We start from the raw sequence: 16,489 nt of genomic DNA, 5'->3' as shown, positions 1-16,489 counted from the left end.
TGTTTCTTTATCATTTTACTTTATAATATAAATTTACAAATTGCCCAAAACGTTTCGTATCCGTTAAAGTTAAATTAATTTCTGGATTCTTGTCTTGAAATAACGGAACTCCAGAACCTAATATATGCGGTGTAATCGTAACAACATATTCATCAATTAAATTATTCTTAAAGAATTCTCTTAGTAGACTCCCTCCACCGACCATCCATATTTTAGATCCTTCTTGCTCTTTCAACCTTTTCGTAAACTCCACTACATCTTCATTTACAAACTCTACATGTCCGTTCGTACCTTTTTCTGAGTTAGAAAAAACATAACATGCTTTATCTAAGTACGGGAATGTTTCCGTATGCTCTACTACATAATCGTACGTTCTTTTTCCCATAATTATTGTATCAATCGTTTCATACATTTCCGTATAACCGTTATCTCCCTCTCCTTCGGTTTCCATTAACCACTCTAAATCATCATTTTCTTTCGCAATATATCCATCCAAACTAGCGGCTATAAATAAAACAATTTCACGTGACATCTCTTTTCCTCCTTGCATCTCATCTTGATAACATTATGATGTAAACAATATACTAACAATAAAACATGACAATTCATGTCATGTTAAAAAAAGAAACGAGTGAGATAGTTGTCAAAAGCAAAACGTTTACTAGACATTCTTATATTCGCTTCTGCGAAAAGAACATTTACAGCTCAGGAAATAGCTGATGAATTTAACATTTCTGTTCGTACTGTCCATAGATATATTTTAGATTTAAGTGATATGGGATTACCCCTTTACGCAGAACAAGGTCGTAACGGAGGATATAAAGTATTAACGAATAGAGTCATTCCGCCTATTTTATTTACCGAAGAAGAAGCAGTATCCATCTTTTTTGCTTTTCAGTCTTTAAGTTACTATCAAGACTTACCTTTTAACACAGAAATCAATTCCGTTACACATAAACTGTATAGCTCCCTACAGCATGATGCGAAAGCGAAAGTTGATAAAATACGTTCTTATATCGCGTTTTGGAATCCGAAGAGAACAATTAATACACCTCTTTTAAACGAAGTACTAACTGCGGCTATTGAAAATAAAAATTTACACTTTCAATACGAATCTAAATCGGGGATAAAAATAAAACATGTTCATCCTATCGGTGTATACGCTCATGATGGGCTATGGTACCTACCATCCTATGACTTCAGCAGAAAAAAAGTATTACTGTATCGCGTTGATCGTATTCTTTCTATATTATCAACAGAAGAAAATAAAAATACGTTCATGAATTTAGAAAAATGGTTCGACTCTAGCTCTAACGTAGTACACACTCCTACCCAGTTACATGTCTCATTAACAGCAGAAGGTGTGCGCCAATGTAAAAGCGTTCCTTACCTTGAAGAATTCGTAGTAGTAAACGAAGACCGGACAGGATATATACATTCAACAATTGATAAAGGAGAAATCAATTTTATTACCCCTTTGTTTTATAGACTTGGGAAAGATGCACGAGTTTTAGAGCCAAAAGAATTGATAGATGGTTTACGTATGCGTGCGAAAGAAGTTTTACATATGTATGAAGACGAAAAAAGCTGCTAACTATAAGCAGCTTTTTAGTCTAGTTGTTTTACTATTGACGAATATCAAACCACCAACGATTTTTCGAATTCATATTTTCAGTGTCACCAATCCCTCTGTAATTGAAAGCATCCAAAAAGATTGAATCTAATTTTTCTTCATCTACAAAATAACCTAAATTAACTTTTACCGTTTCTCCTGGTTGGATACTGCCAATATTGTAGAAGCTTTTTCCATCTCCATGAGGCTCTAAATAATCAACTTCGCCTGTCATAATATTTTTTTCTGCGATTCCATCTTCTTTAGCGTAGTTCCATGCATGACCTTCAGATTTAAGCAGTTTTATAGATGGCGTCATATAGATTTCTTCTGTCGACTTTTTACCAATATTTTTTACTGTTGTTGTCAGATAGACAAATTTAGGATGAACTAATTTTGACTCTACTAATTGATCAATTGAATCTTTACCATTTCCAATTTTATATTTATCCCTTCTATATGGTATCAATTGTCCAGCTCGATCCAAAGCCTGATTCCTGCTTAGTATTCCTAAGCCCATTTCATTAAAGTTTTCTTGCTTAAAATCTTTAATTGAATCAAAAACTTCAACTTTTTCTATCACATATTCAATTTGGCTGTTATCCATAGATATCGTTACTGGAACTTTTTTCCCTATATGAAATAGTCGTTTGCTGTCTTTTTTCAAAGGAATCACCTTAGTTGTTTTACCTTCTTGGCTAAAATACTTTTTATCATAATCGCTTATATGTGATGACTTTTCTTTTGACGTGGGCTCAAGTGAAATACTCCCTAGCACATCTATCATTTGTTCTTCTTTTATATCGTTTCCAATATAACTTTGTAACATAATTCCCTCTTCCTCAAAATAGAGAAAAACCACTCTATTAAACATTAAATCTTTATTACCAGTTTCTCTATGGACAATTACTGCCTTCTTACCATTTATCTCTTTTTCTTCATAACTTTTCGAGTACAAAGTTGGAAAATCTGAATTCCCCCCTACTCTCCAAAGAGCGAATGAAAATCCCCCCATTGCATAGTTATCTTTAAAGGAATATTTCATTGCAGAGTCATCAATTGCTTCCATATTTTCTGGTAATTTATCGATTTTCAGCTTATACCACTTATCATCCTTTTTCGAGTCCTTATTTGTTACCGACACATTTACCTCATAATTTTGTTTTTGAACAATCATATTATAGACTTTTACTGCTCCAAAAACGGTTGTCGGCATGCCAATCAATAAGCAAGCAGCAGCGATTAACATACGATGTTTTTTACGCTTTTTCTGCGGTTGTCCATCTTTCAACTTCATTTCCTCCATAAACAATTTCTTTTTGCGCGTATATGTATGTGAAAATTTATGTTGTTCTTCGAGTTTATCAAAATCATCTAAAGCAATTTTTTCAGCAAGTTCATATATTTCTTTGGAGTTCTTTGAATTCGTCATGTTGTATACCTCCTATAATATTTTGGACTCGTTTTCGAGCGCGTTCAAACTGCTTGCGGGCATTACCCTCGGTTATTCCCATAACACTTGAAATCTCTTGATACGTTAAGTTATAGAAGACTTTATACTTAAACACCTGTCTGTTAGATTCACTTAATTCTGTTAGCAATGTATCAATTTGAACCTCAGACATTTTACGTTTTTCCCACTCTTCAATATTTTCGTCTACTGCTTCGATTGATTCTCTTTCATATTCTTCTAAAAATGTTTCATGTCGTTTATTTTTCCGGTAACTATCAATCGCCTTGTTTTTCGCGATCCTCAAAATGTAGCGTTTAAGCTCTTCAGTGCTCAAGCTATGGAGCTTTTTCAAGTTTTTATAAAGAGTAATAAACGTCTCTTGAACCGCATCTTCAGCCTGCTGAATATTATTTAAAATAGAATACGCTACATAATAAATTTTTTGTTCGTACAACTCGTATAGCTCTTCCATCTTTTCATAATCGTTGTTTGTGACTTTCATATAATTCCTCCTCTCACTCTATATAACGAATGGGCGATATACTTTGTGACACTACAAAATTCCTTTATATATAAAATTTAATAATAGAATAAACAAAAGCCCAATTTCTCTATTTTAACTGAGAAATTGGGCTTTTGTTTATTAGAATTTTACTGACTGTTCCCTTAAGAAAATCCCTCTTACGCCTTTTCAGTAAACAGCATTTGCTCTATCGCTTCTTGTAACAAATGCTTTGTCTCTTCCAAGTTATAATTCTTCTTTTCTCCTAGTTGTACCGTATAAAACTCGGCAAACGAGCGCTCTTTATATCTCGGTACGACATGCATATGATAATGCGTTAACTCATTAAAGATTCCACCATTTTGACAAATTGTAATTCCATCTGGTTTATATAATGATTTAATCGCTTTTGCAATAAACTTGGAAGCATCCATAATCGATTTCGCTACAATATCATCCAATTCGTCCACTTCTACAACATGCTGCTTTGGCACAATTAAAGTATGACCTGGATAAAAAGGTTCATGATCTAAAAAACATGTTACATAGTCATCTTCATATATTTTATATATAATTTCTTGTTCGTTGGCTAATTTACATCCTAAACATTCCATTACACTTTCTCCTCTCTCTAAAACATAAAAACGTGAGAGCCGTATTCTCACGTTTTTATGTTTCACTTTATTAGTTCAATTGTTTCCGTAACTTTTATACTATCTTTTACCGATTGAACAATCGTGCAATTTTTCACTGCAAGTTGCAGCGCCTTGTCCAATTGCTCTTCTGTAATGTTTTCTGCTTTAATTTTATAGTGCAAATGAACACTTTCAACTGGTTTTGATAAAGCTTCACTTCTACCAATTTCCGTTTCAATTGTAAACGTATCGTATGTAATACGTTTCTTTTCTAAAATTGTTTGCAAGACAATTGCACTACATCCTGCGATAGAAGAAACGAGTAATTGTAACGGTGAATACCCATTTTCTTTTCCAATCGCTAATGGACCATACGATAAATCTGCCTCTATACCATCATGCTTAATTTTTATTTTCATACTTCGCTTCCATCTCCACTTTCATCGGTTTCTTCCGTTTCTTACTCATATAATAATATATATAGCAGAAAATGATAAATGGAATACCACAGTATAACGCCATTCTTTGTTCTGGAATAAACGCTAAACTAATAACAACGATGCTATTTGTAATTAAAGCTAAAATAGGAACAATTGGATATAACGGTGTTCTATACTTTAAGTCCTCTAACTTTCCTCCGCCTTTTATATACTGACTTCTAAAGCGAAGTTGCGATAAAGCAATAATGATCCAACTTGAAACAGCTGATAAACCAGCTATAGATAATAAGTACATGTATACTGTATCTTCTGCAAGGAAACTTGTGAATAAAGAAAGGCCAGCTACTGCAATCGTTACAACCAGTGCTGTAATTGGAATACCACGCTTATTTACTTTCTGGAACGATGTTGGTGCCATTCCTTCATTTGCAAGTGACCATAATATACGAGTTGCCGCATATAATCCTGAATTCGCTACAGATAGTAACGCTGTAATAATAACGAAGTTCATAATATCAGCTGCGTATGGAATACCGATTTTATCAAATACGACTACGAATGGACTTTCAATTACCCCTGCTTCTTTCCAAGAAATTAATCCTACTAAAATCGTCATTGTTAAAATGAAGAATAACATAATGCGCCATACTGTATTACGAATTGCACGTGGAATTGTTTTTTCTGGATTTTCACTTTCTCCCGCTGCAATCCCGATTAACTCTGTTCCTTGGAATGAGAAGTTAACCGTAATCATTGTAAGTAATACGGCAGCTAGTCCATTCGGGAATAATCCACCATCGCTTACAAAGTTAGAGAAAAGAGGTGCTGCTTCTTTTCCGTCATATGATATAAACCCTAATAATGCACCACCACCAAGAACAACAAACGCAAGAATTGTCACTACTTTAATACTAGAGAACCAAAATTCTAATTCAGCATAACTTTTCGCCGAAATTGCGTTTGACGCATATAGAATAACGCCGAATACGAGACACCATACCCAAACATCAACATTCGGAAACCATCTTTTCATCATTAAACCGATTGACGTTAATTCTAGTCCTACTGTCACTGCCCAGCCAAGCCAATATAGCCAGCCAATCATAAAGCCCGTTCCTGGCCCAATAAACTTCGTCGCATACTTTTGGAAAGAACCTGAAACCGGCATTGCTACCGTTAACTCTCCAAGACAAAGCATTGTTAAATACATAATAAATCCGCCCACTAAATATGAAAGGATGGCTCCCCCTGGTCCAGCCTGATTAATGGTATAACCTGAACCTAAGAAAAAACCAGTCCCGATTACACCACCTAGTGCGATCATAAATAAATGTCTACTCTTCATCGTACGATGTAATTTCTCATTCGTTGATTGCTGCATCTAAATCCTCCCCCTACCGATACCCCTATATCTTGTTAAAATTTTCTGATAATAAAAATATACACGAAAGCGATTACAATTTCTATATAAAATTAAAACTTTTCTGATAAAACAATATAAAAAATCGAATTATCGCGAGATTTAGATTATAATTAAAGGAAAATAAGGAGAAACAAGGAAAAACCTTTACATATATTGTAAAGGTTAACAGATTTCTAATCTTCTCGATAAAATTGATAAACTATAATTTATGATAAAGTACATACAAGCTACTACTATAAACGTTGGAATCATATAATTCACATTCTGTCCGCTAATAATTTGAGCATTATGCATAAGCTCTGGCAGTGATATAACAACTGCTAATGATGTATCTTTCAGCAATGAAATAAACTGACTAACAAGCGGCGGGACCATTCTTCTTAATGCTTGTGGTAAAATAATGTGCCAAAGCGCTTGAACATACGTTAATCCTGAAGATCTTGCAGCCTCAATCTGTCCTTTTTCAATAGATAATAAACCACTTCGAACAATTTCAGATATCATTGCTGCTTCAAATATTGTTAAAGCAACAATTGTAGCTGTTATAATTTCTAATTTCAAGCCTGCTTCTGGAAGTGCAAAATACGTGAAAAATATAATTAAAAGTAGTGGTAAATTTCGAATTACTTCAACGATAATTCCTAATACTTGTGAGACGATAGGTATTTTCATATACCGCAATATCCCTATTACACTACCAATAATAAAGCTAAGTACAATCGCTACGAGCGCTACCTCTAGCGTTATAAGTAATCCTTTTAATAAAAACAGAATATGATCTCCTGTAATTGCTCCCTTAAAATCCATTTACACCGCCTCCTTTGCTAAGCGTTTTTCTAAATAACGCACTAGCATACTGAGCGGAATTGTTAATATTAAATAAAACATCCCGACAAATATATAGACGTCGAACGTAACCAATGTCTTCGTTGAAATTAAGTCTCCTTGATACATTAAATCCGTACCAGCGATAATTCCGAGTATGGAAGAGTTTTTTACTAAATTGAGAAATTGATTTCCTAGAGGAGGAATTACGATTTTCATCGCTTGGGGTAAAACGATATGGTACATTGCTTGCGTATAAGTCAATCCTGAGGAACGTGCTGCTTCCATTTGGCCTTTTGCGACTGATAAAATACCAGCGCGAATAACTTCCGCAATAAACGCTGCCGTATATACGGTAAGCGTAACTGTTCCTGCTACAAACCCATTTAAAGTAATTCCTATTACAGGTAAAGCAAAATAGAATATAAATGCAATTAATACAAGTGGAATATTTCTTACAAACTCCACAAAAGCTGATCCTATCCAATTTAAAATACGAATAGGTGCAATACGCATTACAGCCAAAATTACTCCTAAAATAAAGCTTCCTATTAATGCAATTACACTAGACATAACTGTATACTTAAAGCCTTCTAAATACATATCAATGTTATTCGTTAATATAGAAAAATCAGGCACATATTCTCCCCTCTTTCTTTACAAGAAGAGGATGAGCATCCCTCATCCTCTCACTGTTACTATTCACTAGAAATAAAGCCCCACTAATTAAAGTTTCACTTTACTTCTCTTGTTTTTGTCCAATCCATTTTTCATACAATTTATCGTATTCCCCATTCGCTTTCATATCTTTTAGTAAGCTATTAATCTCTTTCGTCAAATCATCTGCACCTTTTTGCACTGCAATTCCGTACGGTTCATCCGTAAAAATTTTCCCTACAACTTCATAATTTGAATCTTGTTTTGCCATGCCGTAAAGAATTGCATTATCTGTCGTTAAAACATCGCCTTTCCCCGCTTTTAACGCCGTAAATGCCTCACTGTAATTTTCAAATTCTAATACAGTCGCTTCTGGTGACTTTTGACGAATATTATTTGTAGACGTTGAACCTTTTACAGCTAACACTTTCACACCCTTTTTCACATCATCAATACTTTTAATATCGCTCCCTTTTTTCACAAGTAACGATTGCCCCGCTTTAAAATATACATCTGAAAAATCCACTTCTTTTTTACGTTCTTCTGTAATTGTCATTGTTGCGATAATTGCATCAATATCACCGTTTTTCAATAGTGGAATACGCGTTTTAGATGTTACTTCTTTTAATTCTAGTTTCTTTTCATCTCCGAGAATTTTTTTCGCAAGTGCTTTCGCGACATCAACATCAAATCCTTCTACCTGCCCAGTGGAAGGATTTTTTAATCCAAATAAGTTCGTATCATTCTTCACCCCAACTACTAGTTTCCCGCGCTTTTTAATTTGCTCAACAGCCCCACCTTGCTTCGTATTCGTTTCTTTCGCCTCATCTTTTTTACTTCCGCATCCGGCAACGACAAGTACGAATAAACATGAGAATACGATTAACGTAAACAGCTTTTTCATTTTAAGCATGAAATTCCTCCTTTAATGATTTAACACTCGGCTTAAAAATAGACGAGCTCTTTCCTGTTCAGGATTTGCAAAAAATTGTGTTGGTGTCGTATCTTCAATAATTTGACCATCATCCATAAATAAGATCCGATCTGCTACTTCTCGCGCAAATCCCATTTCATGCGTGACAACGACCATTGTCATTCCTTCTTTAGCTAGCGTTTTCATAACATCAAGTACTTCCCCAATCATCTCCGGATCAAGAGCAGACGTAGGCTCATCGAATAGCATAATTTCCGGCTGCATTGCCAATCCCCTAGCAATCGCTACCCTTTGCTGTTGTCCTCCGGATAATTGATGCGGGTATACACTAGCCTTCTCCGGAATTCCTACTTTCTCTAAATAAAACATCGCTGTTTGCTCAGCTTCCTCTTTTGAAACTTTATTTACTTTAATCGGTGCTAGTGTAATATTTTGAAGAACCGTTTTATGTGGATATAAATAAAAATGTTGAAAGACCATCCCAATATTCCGGCGTAATTCATTCATATCTGTTTTTGTATTGTGTACCTCCGTATTTTGTACAAGTAACTCTCCATCTGTAATTGTCTCTAGCTGATTTATACACCGAAGCAACGTGCTTTTTCCTGATCCTGAAGGACCAACAACTACTACCACTTCACCTTTTTTCACTTGCACATTAATATCTTTTAAAACTTGAAAGTTGCCATAATATTTATTTACATTACGAAACTCTATCAACATACTCTCCCCCTCCTTCCCCTAACAAAGCATGTACATTCTTTTTATATTCAAAAATAGGCAAAAAAATAACTTCCAGCCTCATTTTGTCCATAAAAAAAGCAAAGGGATTTCCCTTTGCTTCTTCATTTCTATTCTATTAAGATACTTCTTCTTTCTTATCTTTCCCGTATTCATGCTCCCAGAAATCAGCATTTTTAATTCCTAATGGCCCTGGATCGAATACCGGATCTTTTCCTTCTTTTTTCTGCTTTTCATAATCCTTTAATGCAACTAATGCAGGTTTTTGTAATAGTAAAATCGCAATGATATTTACCCATGCCATAATTCCTACACCGATGTCACCTAAAGCCCACGCCGTTGCTGCTGTTTTTATACAACCGTAGAATACAGCTCCTAAAAATACAAATTTTAGTACCATAGACAGCCAAGGACGGTCTTTATCACGATTTAAGTATGCGATATTCGTTTCTGCAATGTAGTAATACGCCATAATTGTTGTAAATGCAAAGAATAGTAACGAGATTGCAACGAAACCGTTTCCAAATCCAGGGAAAACAGATTCTACCGCAGCTTGTGTATATCCCGGTCCTGGCTGAGCACCATTTAATTTATTTACGATAAAGTTTTTTCCGCTTGCATCAAATACGTTATACATGCCTGTAATAATCATCATAAATGCTGTTGCTGAACAAACAAATAATGTATCAATGTAAACGGAAAATGCTTGCACTAAACCTTGTTTAGCTGGATGTGATACTTCCGCAGCTGCTGCTGCATGTGGTCCAGTTCCTTGCCCTGCTTCATTGGAATAAATACCACGTTTTACTCCCCAAGAAATTGCTAAACCGATAATACCACCGAAAGCCGCCTCTAATGCAAAAGCACTTCTTATAATTAACATAAATGCTTCTGGCAACTTTTCAATATTCATAGCAACAATAACGCAAGCTACTAAAATATAACCTACTGCCATAAACGGTACGACAACTTGTGCCACGTTAACAATTCGCTTTACTCCACCGAAGATGATAAGAGCTAATACAACAACTAATAAAGCCCCTGATACGGTAGTGTTAATTCCAAAAGCTGTTTCTAAACTTACAGCAATACTATTTGCTTGCACACCTGGTAGTAAAAGCCCCGTTGCAAGAATTGTCGCTGCAACGAATACTAATGCATACCATTTCACACCTAAACCTTTTTCAATGTAATAAGCAGGTCCACCACGAAACTGCCCTTGATGTTTCGTCTTATATATTTGTGCTAATGTAGATTCTACATAAGCTGATCCTGCTCCTAAAAAGGCCACTGCCCACATCCAAAATACAGCTCCTGGTCCACCGAATGCAACCGCTGTTGCTACCCCAGCTATATTCCCTGTCCCAACGCGCCCTGATAACGAAAGTGCTAACGCTTGGAATGAAGAAACACCAGCCTCTGATTTTTCACCTTGAAATGTCAGCTTCACCATTTCGCCTACATGCCTTACTTGTAAAAACCTCGTTCGAATGGAAAAATATAAACCTACTCCTAAACATAAATAAACAAGTGCTGGACTCCAAACAATATTATTTAACCAATTTACGAAAGCTTCCAACATTCCCCCTCCTCCTTTATAAAGAATATTCAGAATATATATAAAATTATAAGTGTATACCGAATCTATAACAATATTATTTTAATAAAACAAACATATTTTTGTATAAAAAAACAAAGCATACATTTATTCTGTATACTTTGTTTTCACAAAAATGTATTATATATTCACAATTGCTTCTCTTTTTATAATTCTTTCATATAGCTCTTCTGATAATTCTCGGAAGTTATCTGGCATATCTTTCCCCTTAAACTTCTTTTGAAGTGTACCGTATAAACCAACATCACGTAGACGTAAAAACAACGGTAACGATTCGTACCAACTATCCGCTAGTCTGTGCTCATACTCATAGCCTTTTCGTAACACTTGTAGCTGTTTACGAGCAAAGTCTGTCTTCTCTTCCGCTGTCCACGGTGTAAATAGAACAGAGTAATAGAGAACCATCGCTAAATCATGTATAAAGTAATTATAAGCCGCATCATCAAAATCAAAGATTGTTAGCTCTTTACCATCATAATGAAAATTACCGGGATGGATATCACCGTGCATAAGGCCGAACGTTTCTCTTTCGATTGGAAGAGCCTTTATTTCATCCATTAATACCGCTGCAATCTTTTTCACTTGATCATCTTCTAATTCATTAACAATCCCACTTTCGTCTTCTTCCCACGTATCACGATAGTCTGTTTTAGGATAGTTCATTGTTAGGCGATGCAGTTGGCCAATCGCTTTTCCCCATGCTTCAAAGTAAGTCTCTCCCCAATAAGGAGATTCTTCTCCTTTTACTTGCTCACCTTTTGCATATGTAAATAAGGAAGCGAAAAAGAAAGTTTCATCCTCTGCTCTAATTTCTTCTACAAGATTTTGAGACGTTGAATAAAGAGGTCCTGCTACCTTTGCCCCATTCTCCGCCACATATCGTAAAAAATCTAGTTCAGCTTCGACTCCCTTTTTAGAACGATGAGAAGAGTGAGTTAAACGTAATACGTAATCTTCACCACGATCGCCCTTCGCCTTAAAAATATAATTTTCAAAATCTCCAAGTGGCTTCTCTTCCACTGTTACATGAAACAAACTCGCTGCTCTTTTTAAAACCTCTTTTGTAAAAACACGTTCTACAGCTATTTCCATATGTATCCCTCCTATATATCTTCTTAATTCGACACAAATGTTAAAAGTACTGCTATGAAATTAAATAGTGCGTGGGCAATTATAGCTGATAAAATAGAATTTGTTTTCTCATATAACCACGCAAATACTACTCCACTTAAAAAATTCACTGGTAATGTGTTATATGTTGGAATATGAACAACGGTAAATATTATAGAACTTATAAGCACTCCATCCCATATACCATATCTATCACGAAAAAATGTATAAAAAACACCTCGATATAAAATCTCTTCATAAATTGGTGATATAACTGCTGCTCCAATTACCGCGATACAGAACGAATATATTGATTTATTATTTTGGACCGTCTCCGTTTTACTATTTTCAAAAGAAATACCCATTTTCTCCATTATCATTAATACAGCAACACTAACTACAATTAAGGTAATCAATGCTATAACTGTCCATAAAAAATCTTTCCATGAAAGCTTTCGGATTCCAATATCTTTCCAAGATAGTTGATATCTTTTTATACAAAAAAGATAAACTACAGTAGTAAATATCACTGCCATTATAAATCCCATTAATACTCCGGCATATAATGAGTTCCCTATTATTTTTAAAGCATAGTTATAAAAAAGAGATTCAACTGTTACTGGGACAATTAGAAATACGAAAACTAATAAATATAAAATTTCTTTCCATCCCCACATATTTTTCAAAATCATATACACCATCCCTCTACTCCGTATTTCCTTAAGTATAAAAGATGACGTAACGTAACTTTCAAGATTTTCCCCAAATAATCCAAGCATAAATTTCTCACAAAAAGCAAAAATTAACAGGAGTGACTTTATTCTAATAGAGGTGGAAATTATGACTGAACAGGAAAATTCACAACAAAATAATAGCAAAAAGCATATGTTTCCATCACTTCCGGAAAATATTAATTACATTGAAAATAAGCTCTGTCACTCAGATGATATAAAAAAATTAGATGTCCCTTTTCAAAACGGAAAAGGAACGATCATATATATTGAATCTTTAGCAGATCCAAATCTAATTCATCAATTAGCTCTTGAGCCATTATTAACGCGGTCGGATTTATCTTTAGATAAAGCTTTTTCTACGTTAAATATGAAAAAAGAAACGAATTTAAATTATGGGATACAACTTTTATTACAAGGTAAATCATTATATTTTCATGAACATGTCGTTAGTTTTTGTATTTTCGAAACAGCTTTATCTTTAAAGAGAGATATAGCAGAGCCTGATAATGAAGGGGTTGTGCGCGGTCCACATACTGGTTTTGTAGAGGACCTAGCAACTAATTTAACCTCTATTCGTAAACTCATTAAGAGTTCAAATTTAGTTGTTAAGTATTTTACAATTGGTGAAGAAATGCACACGAAAGTAGCAATTGCTTATATGCAAAATATAGCGAATGACGATTTAGTTACAGAAGTGAAAAGAAGATTAGAAACGATTAAAACGGATGCACTTATGCCACCAGGATACATACAAGAATTTATAGAGGATACGTCTTTCTCGCCATTTCCGCAGCAATTAAATACAGAGCGTCCAGATAGAGTCGCAGCAAATTTAATGGAAGGACGAGTTGCTATTTTATCTGACGGAGATCCAACAGTGCTCATCGTACCTGTTACGTTATTCGCTTTTTATCAATCACCAGATGATTATAATAACCGCTGGATTGTCGGTTCTTTTATCCGAATGATTCGCTTAGTAAGTTTTTTAATTGCCTTTCTCTTGCCAGCTTTTTATATTGCAACTGTCGCTTTTCATCCCGATGTGTTGCCGCTCGAACTTGTGTATACAATTAAAGCTTCATTAGAGAAAGTACCGCTTCCTCCTATTTTTGAAGCTCTCTTAATGGAATTAATCTTTGAATTGTTACGAGAAGCTGGTATTCGCTTGCCGAGCCGCGTTGGACAAACAATCGGTATTGTAGGTGGTTTAGTAATTGGTGATGCAATTGTAAAAGCTGGACTTGTTTCTTACACAATGATTATCGTTGTAGCTTTAACTGCAATTTCATCTTTTCTCGTTCCATCAAACGATATGAGTTCAGCAGTTCGAATTCTTCGTTTTCCATTAATGCTCCTTGCTGCTATATTCGGATATATTGGAATATCATTCGGTCTAATTATAACTTTCGTTCACTTATGTCAGCTTCATTCTTTTCATACACCATATCTTTCTCCTGTTGCCCCGATGCGGATTAAAGATATGAAAGATTCTTTCGTAAGACTACCAATTTGGTCATTTTGGGAACGACCACATGATCCAAAACCGAAAAAAATGCAACGACAACATGTAACGAGAGAGGATGAGGACGGTGACAAACACGCAAAGTAAAATCTCGCTAGTTCAATTTACCTTTTTCGTTATTCAATGCCAAATCGGAGTTGGTATACTTTCTCTCCCTAACCGTCTTCACCCAATTGCTAAAGGTGGTGGATGGATTTCTGCACTCATCGCTGGACTTGCAATTCAACTTATCATTTTACTTATGTGGCTTTTCTTAAAACGATTTCCTGATGCAGATATGTATGAAAGTGTTTGTATGCTATTTGGTAATAAGTTTGGAAAACTATTAGGTTTTGCTTATGTTTTTTATTTTACCCTTATCGGTATGACGGTTATGTTGAATGTTTGTAATGTCGTTAAAGTTTGGATATTACAAGCAACTCCGTGGTATGCCATTCTTATGTTATTTACAATAGCTTGTTGTTATGTAGCTTATAATACGTTTAAAGTCATGGTACGATTTTATGTCATGGCCTCTATTCTCATTTTACCTATGGCGCTTTTAATTGCCCTAGGGCTTTCCCGAGCTGATTTTTCTTATATTTTTCCCATTACAGAGGCTGGATGGTGGAATATTATTCAAGCATCGAAAGAAACAATTACAGCCATGTATGGTTTTGAAATTATTCTTATCGCTTTCCCAAAAGTAAATGGGAATTCTGTGGCAAAACTGAAGGCCATTTCTATCGCTAATGGATTTGTAACTCTTTTTTATACTTTTACTGTTTGGATTTGCTTTATCGTATTTAGTCCAAAACAAATTGAACTTATCCCAGAGCCAGTTGCTTACTTATTACGCTCCTTGCATATCGGGATTATAGACCGGACTGATTTACTATTCATTCCAATATGGATGATAACAGTTGTGGCTTCTATTGCGAGTTATTATTGCGCTGCTTCAATCGGAATTAGACATATCTTCAATCTTGCTAATCATAAAAAGGCTGTTCCAATCGTTGGTATTATTGCTTTTAGTGTAGCCCTATTTATAGATACACCTGAAGAATTAAAAGTAATTGCAACTTTCACTGATAAGTTCACCTATATTTTCATCGTTGTCCTCCCTCTTTTATTTCTACTCTATTCAGTAATAAGAAAGAAGAAAGGAGAACAGTATGTTCAAAAAAAGATTTAAATTACTTTTTATATTATGTACTAGTTCCCTCCTTTCTGGCTGTTGGGATCAAGAACCATTAAGGGAAGCAAGGTTAGCTTATAGTATTGGATCTGATATTACGGAAGAGAATAAACTCCAGCAAACAATCGAGCTCGTAAAAAGTTCGAGCGGAGAGCAATCTTCATTCGAAAATGAAATACATTCAGCAACCGGGCATAACATAAGGGATACAAGCGATGCCCTAAAAAAAAATGTGACTGGGAATATTCGCTATTTCAAATATGGTGTTCAATTACTAGGAACCAAAATTCTAAAAAAAGGTATACTACCCTATTTAGATGTCAGCTTTCGTGACCCAACAAACCCAACTGCTTTAGTAAAACTTATTGCAGTAGATGGTGAAACGTCCGAGATACTCGAAAAAAAGAAAGTAGGAAATTTACTAATTGGAGATTTTCTAAAGAAAAAAGTGAAAAGCTTAGAAGATATGAGTGTATTTCCAAAAGAAACTTTAGAAACAGCTGCTACAAAAATGTTAGATCCCGGGAAAGATTTCACCCTCCCGTCTATAAAAATAAAAGGAAAAGAAGTAATTACAAACGGGTTAGCTTTATTTAATAATGATAAATTAACTGGGCATTTACCTTTGAAACATTCTGTTTTATTCGTGTTATTAACCGGAAAAATGGGAACAAGTGCCCGTATAACCCAAAAACTTACTAGCGATGAATCAGAGAAGACATCTGATTATTTAACAATGGAAATTAGCAATCGAAAGTTAAAACGAGACTTAAAAATAACAACGGATAAAAAAGGAAATGTTTATGCTCACATTAAGCTTCAATTAAAAGTTATAGCGCTTGAAGCTCCGAGAGATAATCTTTACAAAATGGATGAAAGAGCCAAACTAAACAAAGAATTGTCTAAACAGCTTACGAAAGAAGCTAAAAAGATAACGAAAAAGTTACAAAAAGCAAATTGTGATGCTTTCGGTATTGGAAGACATCTTATCGCTTATCACCCTGACTTATGGAAGAAAAAAAATTGGAATAAAGATTATGCAAAAGTAAAATTTAAGCCTGAGGTAGAGGTAAGCATTTTGTATAGCGGTGTCTTAAAATAAAAGG

Annotated in this window: 17 protein-coding genes; 4 read left to right on the top strand and 13 right to left on the bottom strand. The window is 34.8% G+C overall.

Translation table 11 applies throughout. The features are described 5' to 3' along the window. Positions 1–10 precede the first annotated feature (10 nt). A complete protein-coding gene (locus AC1DMU_RS21700) occupies positions 11–532 on the bottom strand; it encodes a dihydrofolate reductase family protein (RefSeq protein WP_088061866.1) in 522 nt (173 codons plus the stop codon). A 108-nt stretch (positions 533–640) separates the two neighbouring features. Between AC1DMU_RS21700 and AC1DMU_RS21695 the strand changes: the two genes are divergently transcribed. Next, a complete protein-coding gene (locus AC1DMU_RS21695; protein ID WP_088061864.1) occupies positions 641–1,594 on the top strand; it encodes a helix-turn-helix transcriptional regulator in 954 nt (317 codons plus the stop codon). 31 nt (positions 1,595–1,625) lie between these two features. Here the strand turns inward: AC1DMU_RS21695 and AC1DMU_RS21690 are convergent, their stop codons facing one another. The 12 genes from AC1DMU_RS21690 to AC1DMU_RS21635 all read right to left on the bottom strand — a co-directional run bounded on the left by AC1DMU_RS21690 (position 1,626) and on the right by AC1DMU_RS21635 (position 12,642). Further along, positions 1,626–3,044, bottom strand: coding sequence for an anti-sigma factor (locus AC1DMU_RS21690; protein ID WP_088061862.1), 1,419 nt, complete (start codon positions 3,042–3,044; stop codon positions 1,626–1,628). Beyond that, positions 3,010–3,567, bottom strand: a complete 558-nt coding sequence (locus tag AC1DMU_RS21685) for an RNA polymerase sigma factor (protein ID WP_088061860.1) — start codon at positions 3,565–3,567, stop codon at positions 3,010–3,012. Before AC1DMU_RS21685 ends, AC1DMU_RS21690 begins: the two co-directional genes overlap by 35 nt. A gap of 179 nt (positions 3,568–3,746) precedes the next feature. Next, a complete protein-coding gene (locus AC1DMU_RS21680; RefSeq protein ID WP_088061858.1) occupies positions 3,747–4,181 on the bottom strand; it encodes an HIT family protein in 435 nt (144 codons plus the stop codon). Positions 4,182–4,243: 62 nt separating this feature from the next. Next, positions 4,244–4,621 carry an OsmC family protein gene (locus AC1DMU_RS21675; protein ID WP_088061856.1) on the bottom strand — a complete coding sequence of 126 codons (378 nt, stop codon included), beginning with the start codon at positions 4,619–4,621 and terminating at the stop codon, positions 4,244–4,246. After that, entirely contained in the window at positions 4,605–6,023 is a 1,419-nt protein-coding gene (locus AC1DMU_RS21670) for an amino acid permease (RefSeq protein WP_088061854.1), read from the bottom strand. The genes AC1DMU_RS21675 and AC1DMU_RS21670 overlap by 17 nt, the downstream gene beginning before the upstream one ends. 204 nt (positions 6,024–6,227) lie before the next feature. Then, positions 6,228–6,872, bottom strand: coding sequence for an amino acid ABC transporter permease (locus tag AC1DMU_RS21665; RefSeq protein ID WP_088061852.1), 645 nt, complete (start codon positions 6,870–6,872; stop codon positions 6,228–6,230). Further along, complete coding sequence (locus tag AC1DMU_RS21660; protein WP_048541718.1) at positions 6,873–7,529, bottom strand: amino acid ABC transporter permease; 657 nt, start codon at positions 7,527–7,529, stop codon at positions 6,873–6,875. A 100-nt stretch (positions 7,530–7,629) separates the two neighbouring features. Beyond that, positions 7,630–8,460: a glutamine ABC transporter substrate-binding protein GlnH gene (gene glnH, locus AC1DMU_RS21655; protein WP_000916483.1), complete on the bottom strand. Its 831-nt coding sequence runs from the start codon at positions 8,458–8,460 to the stop codon at positions 7,630–7,632. A 12-nt stretch (positions 8,461–8,472) separates the two neighbouring features. Beyond that, a complete protein-coding gene (locus AC1DMU_RS21650; RefSeq protein WP_048541716.1) occupies positions 8,473–9,204 on the bottom strand; it encodes an amino acid ABC transporter ATP-binding protein in 732 nt (243 codons plus the stop codon). Positions 9,205–9,340: 136 nt separating this feature from the next. Continuing rightward, positions 9,341–10,801, bottom strand: a complete 1,461-nt coding sequence (locus AC1DMU_RS21645; RefSeq protein WP_000387178.1) for an alanine/glycine:cation symporter family protein — start codon at positions 10,799–10,801, stop codon at positions 9,341–9,343. Between the two features lie 159 nt (positions 10,802–10,960). Next, positions 10,961–11,932 carry a phosphotransferase enzyme family protein gene (locus AC1DMU_RS21640; protein WP_088061850.1) on the bottom strand — a complete coding sequence of 324 codons (972 nt, stop codon included), beginning with the start codon at positions 11,930–11,932 and terminating at the stop codon, positions 10,961–10,963. Between the two features lie 23 nt (positions 11,933–11,955). Beyond that, positions 11,956–12,642 carry a CPBP family intramembrane glutamic endopeptidase gene (locus AC1DMU_RS21635; RefSeq protein ID WP_088061848.1) on the bottom strand — a complete coding sequence of 229 codons (687 nt, stop codon included), beginning with the start codon at positions 12,640–12,642 and terminating at the stop codon, positions 11,956–11,958. 148 nt (positions 12,643–12,790) lie between these two features. On the opposite strand from AC1DMU_RS21635, the gene gerKA reads away from it, so the two are divergent. The 3 genes from gerKA to gerKC are packed head-to-tail and all read left to right on the top strand — an operon-like array spanning position 12,791 to position 16,485. Then, entirely contained in the window at positions 12,791–14,293 is a 1,503-nt protein-coding gene (gene gerKA / locus AC1DMU_RS21630) for a spore germination protein GerKA (protein ID WP_088061847.1), read from the top strand. Then, positions 14,274–15,380, top strand: a complete 1,107-nt coding sequence (locus tag AC1DMU_RS21625) for a GerAB/ArcD/ProY family transporter (RefSeq protein WP_060487006.1) — start codon at positions 14,274–14,276, stop codon at positions 15,378–15,380. Before gerKA ends, AC1DMU_RS21625 begins: the two co-directional genes overlap by 20 nt. Beyond that, the gene (gerKC, locus tag AC1DMU_RS21620; protein WP_000474009.1) at positions 15,361–16,485 is read left to right on the top strand and encodes a spore germination protein GerKC; all 1,125 of its coding nucleotides are present in this window, start codon (positions 15,361–15,363) and stop codon (positions 16,483–16,485) included. Before AC1DMU_RS21625 ends, gerKC begins: the two co-directional genes overlap by 20 nt. Positions 16,486–16,489: the final 4 nt, after the last annotated feature.

This window comes from Bacillus sp. 01N45 (genome assembly GCF_056399205.1).
The sequence above is the reverse complement of the archived record's forward strand: the minus strand, read 5'-3'. Positions and strand labels throughout refer to the sequence as shown.

Coding starts and splice junctions, on each gene's coding strand:
- AC1DMU_RS21700 (WP_088061866.1), bottom strand. CDS start 532: ATGTCACGTGAAATTGTTTTATTTATAGCCGCTAGTTTGGATGGATAT.
- AC1DMU_RS21690 (WP_088061862.1), bottom strand. CDS start 3,044: ATGACGAATTCAAAGAACTCCAAAGAAATATATGAACTTGCTGAAAAA.
- AC1DMU_RS21685 (WP_088061860.1), bottom strand. CDS start 3,567: ATGAAAGTCACAAACAACGATTATGAAAAGATGGAAGAGCTATACGAG.
- AC1DMU_RS21680 (WP_088061858.1), bottom strand. CDS start 4,181: ATGGAATGTTTAGGATGTAAATTAGCCAACGAACAAGAAATTATATAT.
- AC1DMU_RS21675 (WP_088061856.1), bottom strand. CDS start 4,621: ATGAAAATAAAAATTAAGCATGATGGTATAGAGGCAGATTTATCGTAT.
- AC1DMU_RS21670 (WP_088061854.1), bottom strand. CDS start 6,023: ATGCAGCAATCAACGAATGAGAAATTACATCGTACGATGAAGAGTAGA.
- AC1DMU_RS21665 (WP_088061852.1), bottom strand. CDS start 6,872: ATGGATTTTAAGGGAGCAATTACAGGAGATCATATTCTGTTTTTATTA.
- glnH (WP_000916483.1), bottom strand. CDS start 8,460: ATGCTTAAAATGAAAAAGCTGTTTACGTTAATCGTATTCTCATGTTTA.
- AC1DMU_RS21650 (WP_048541716.1), bottom strand. CDS start 9,204: ATGTTGATAGAGTTTCGTAATGTAAATAAATATTATGGCAACTTTCAA.
- AC1DMU_RS21640 (WP_088061850.1), bottom strand. CDS start 11,932: ATGGAAATAGCTGTAGAACGTGTTTTTACAAAAGAGGTTTTAAAAAGA.
- AC1DMU_RS21635 (WP_088061848.1), bottom strand. CDS start 12,642: ATGATTTTGAAAAATATGTGGGGATGGAAAGAAATTTTATATTTATTA.
- gerKA (WP_088061847.1), top strand. CDS start 12,791: ATGACTGAACAGGAAAATTCACAACAAAATAATAGCAAAAAGCATATG.
- gerKC (WP_000474009.1), top strand. CDS start 15,361: ATGTTCAAAAAAAGATTTAAATTACTTTTTATATTATGTACTAGTTCC.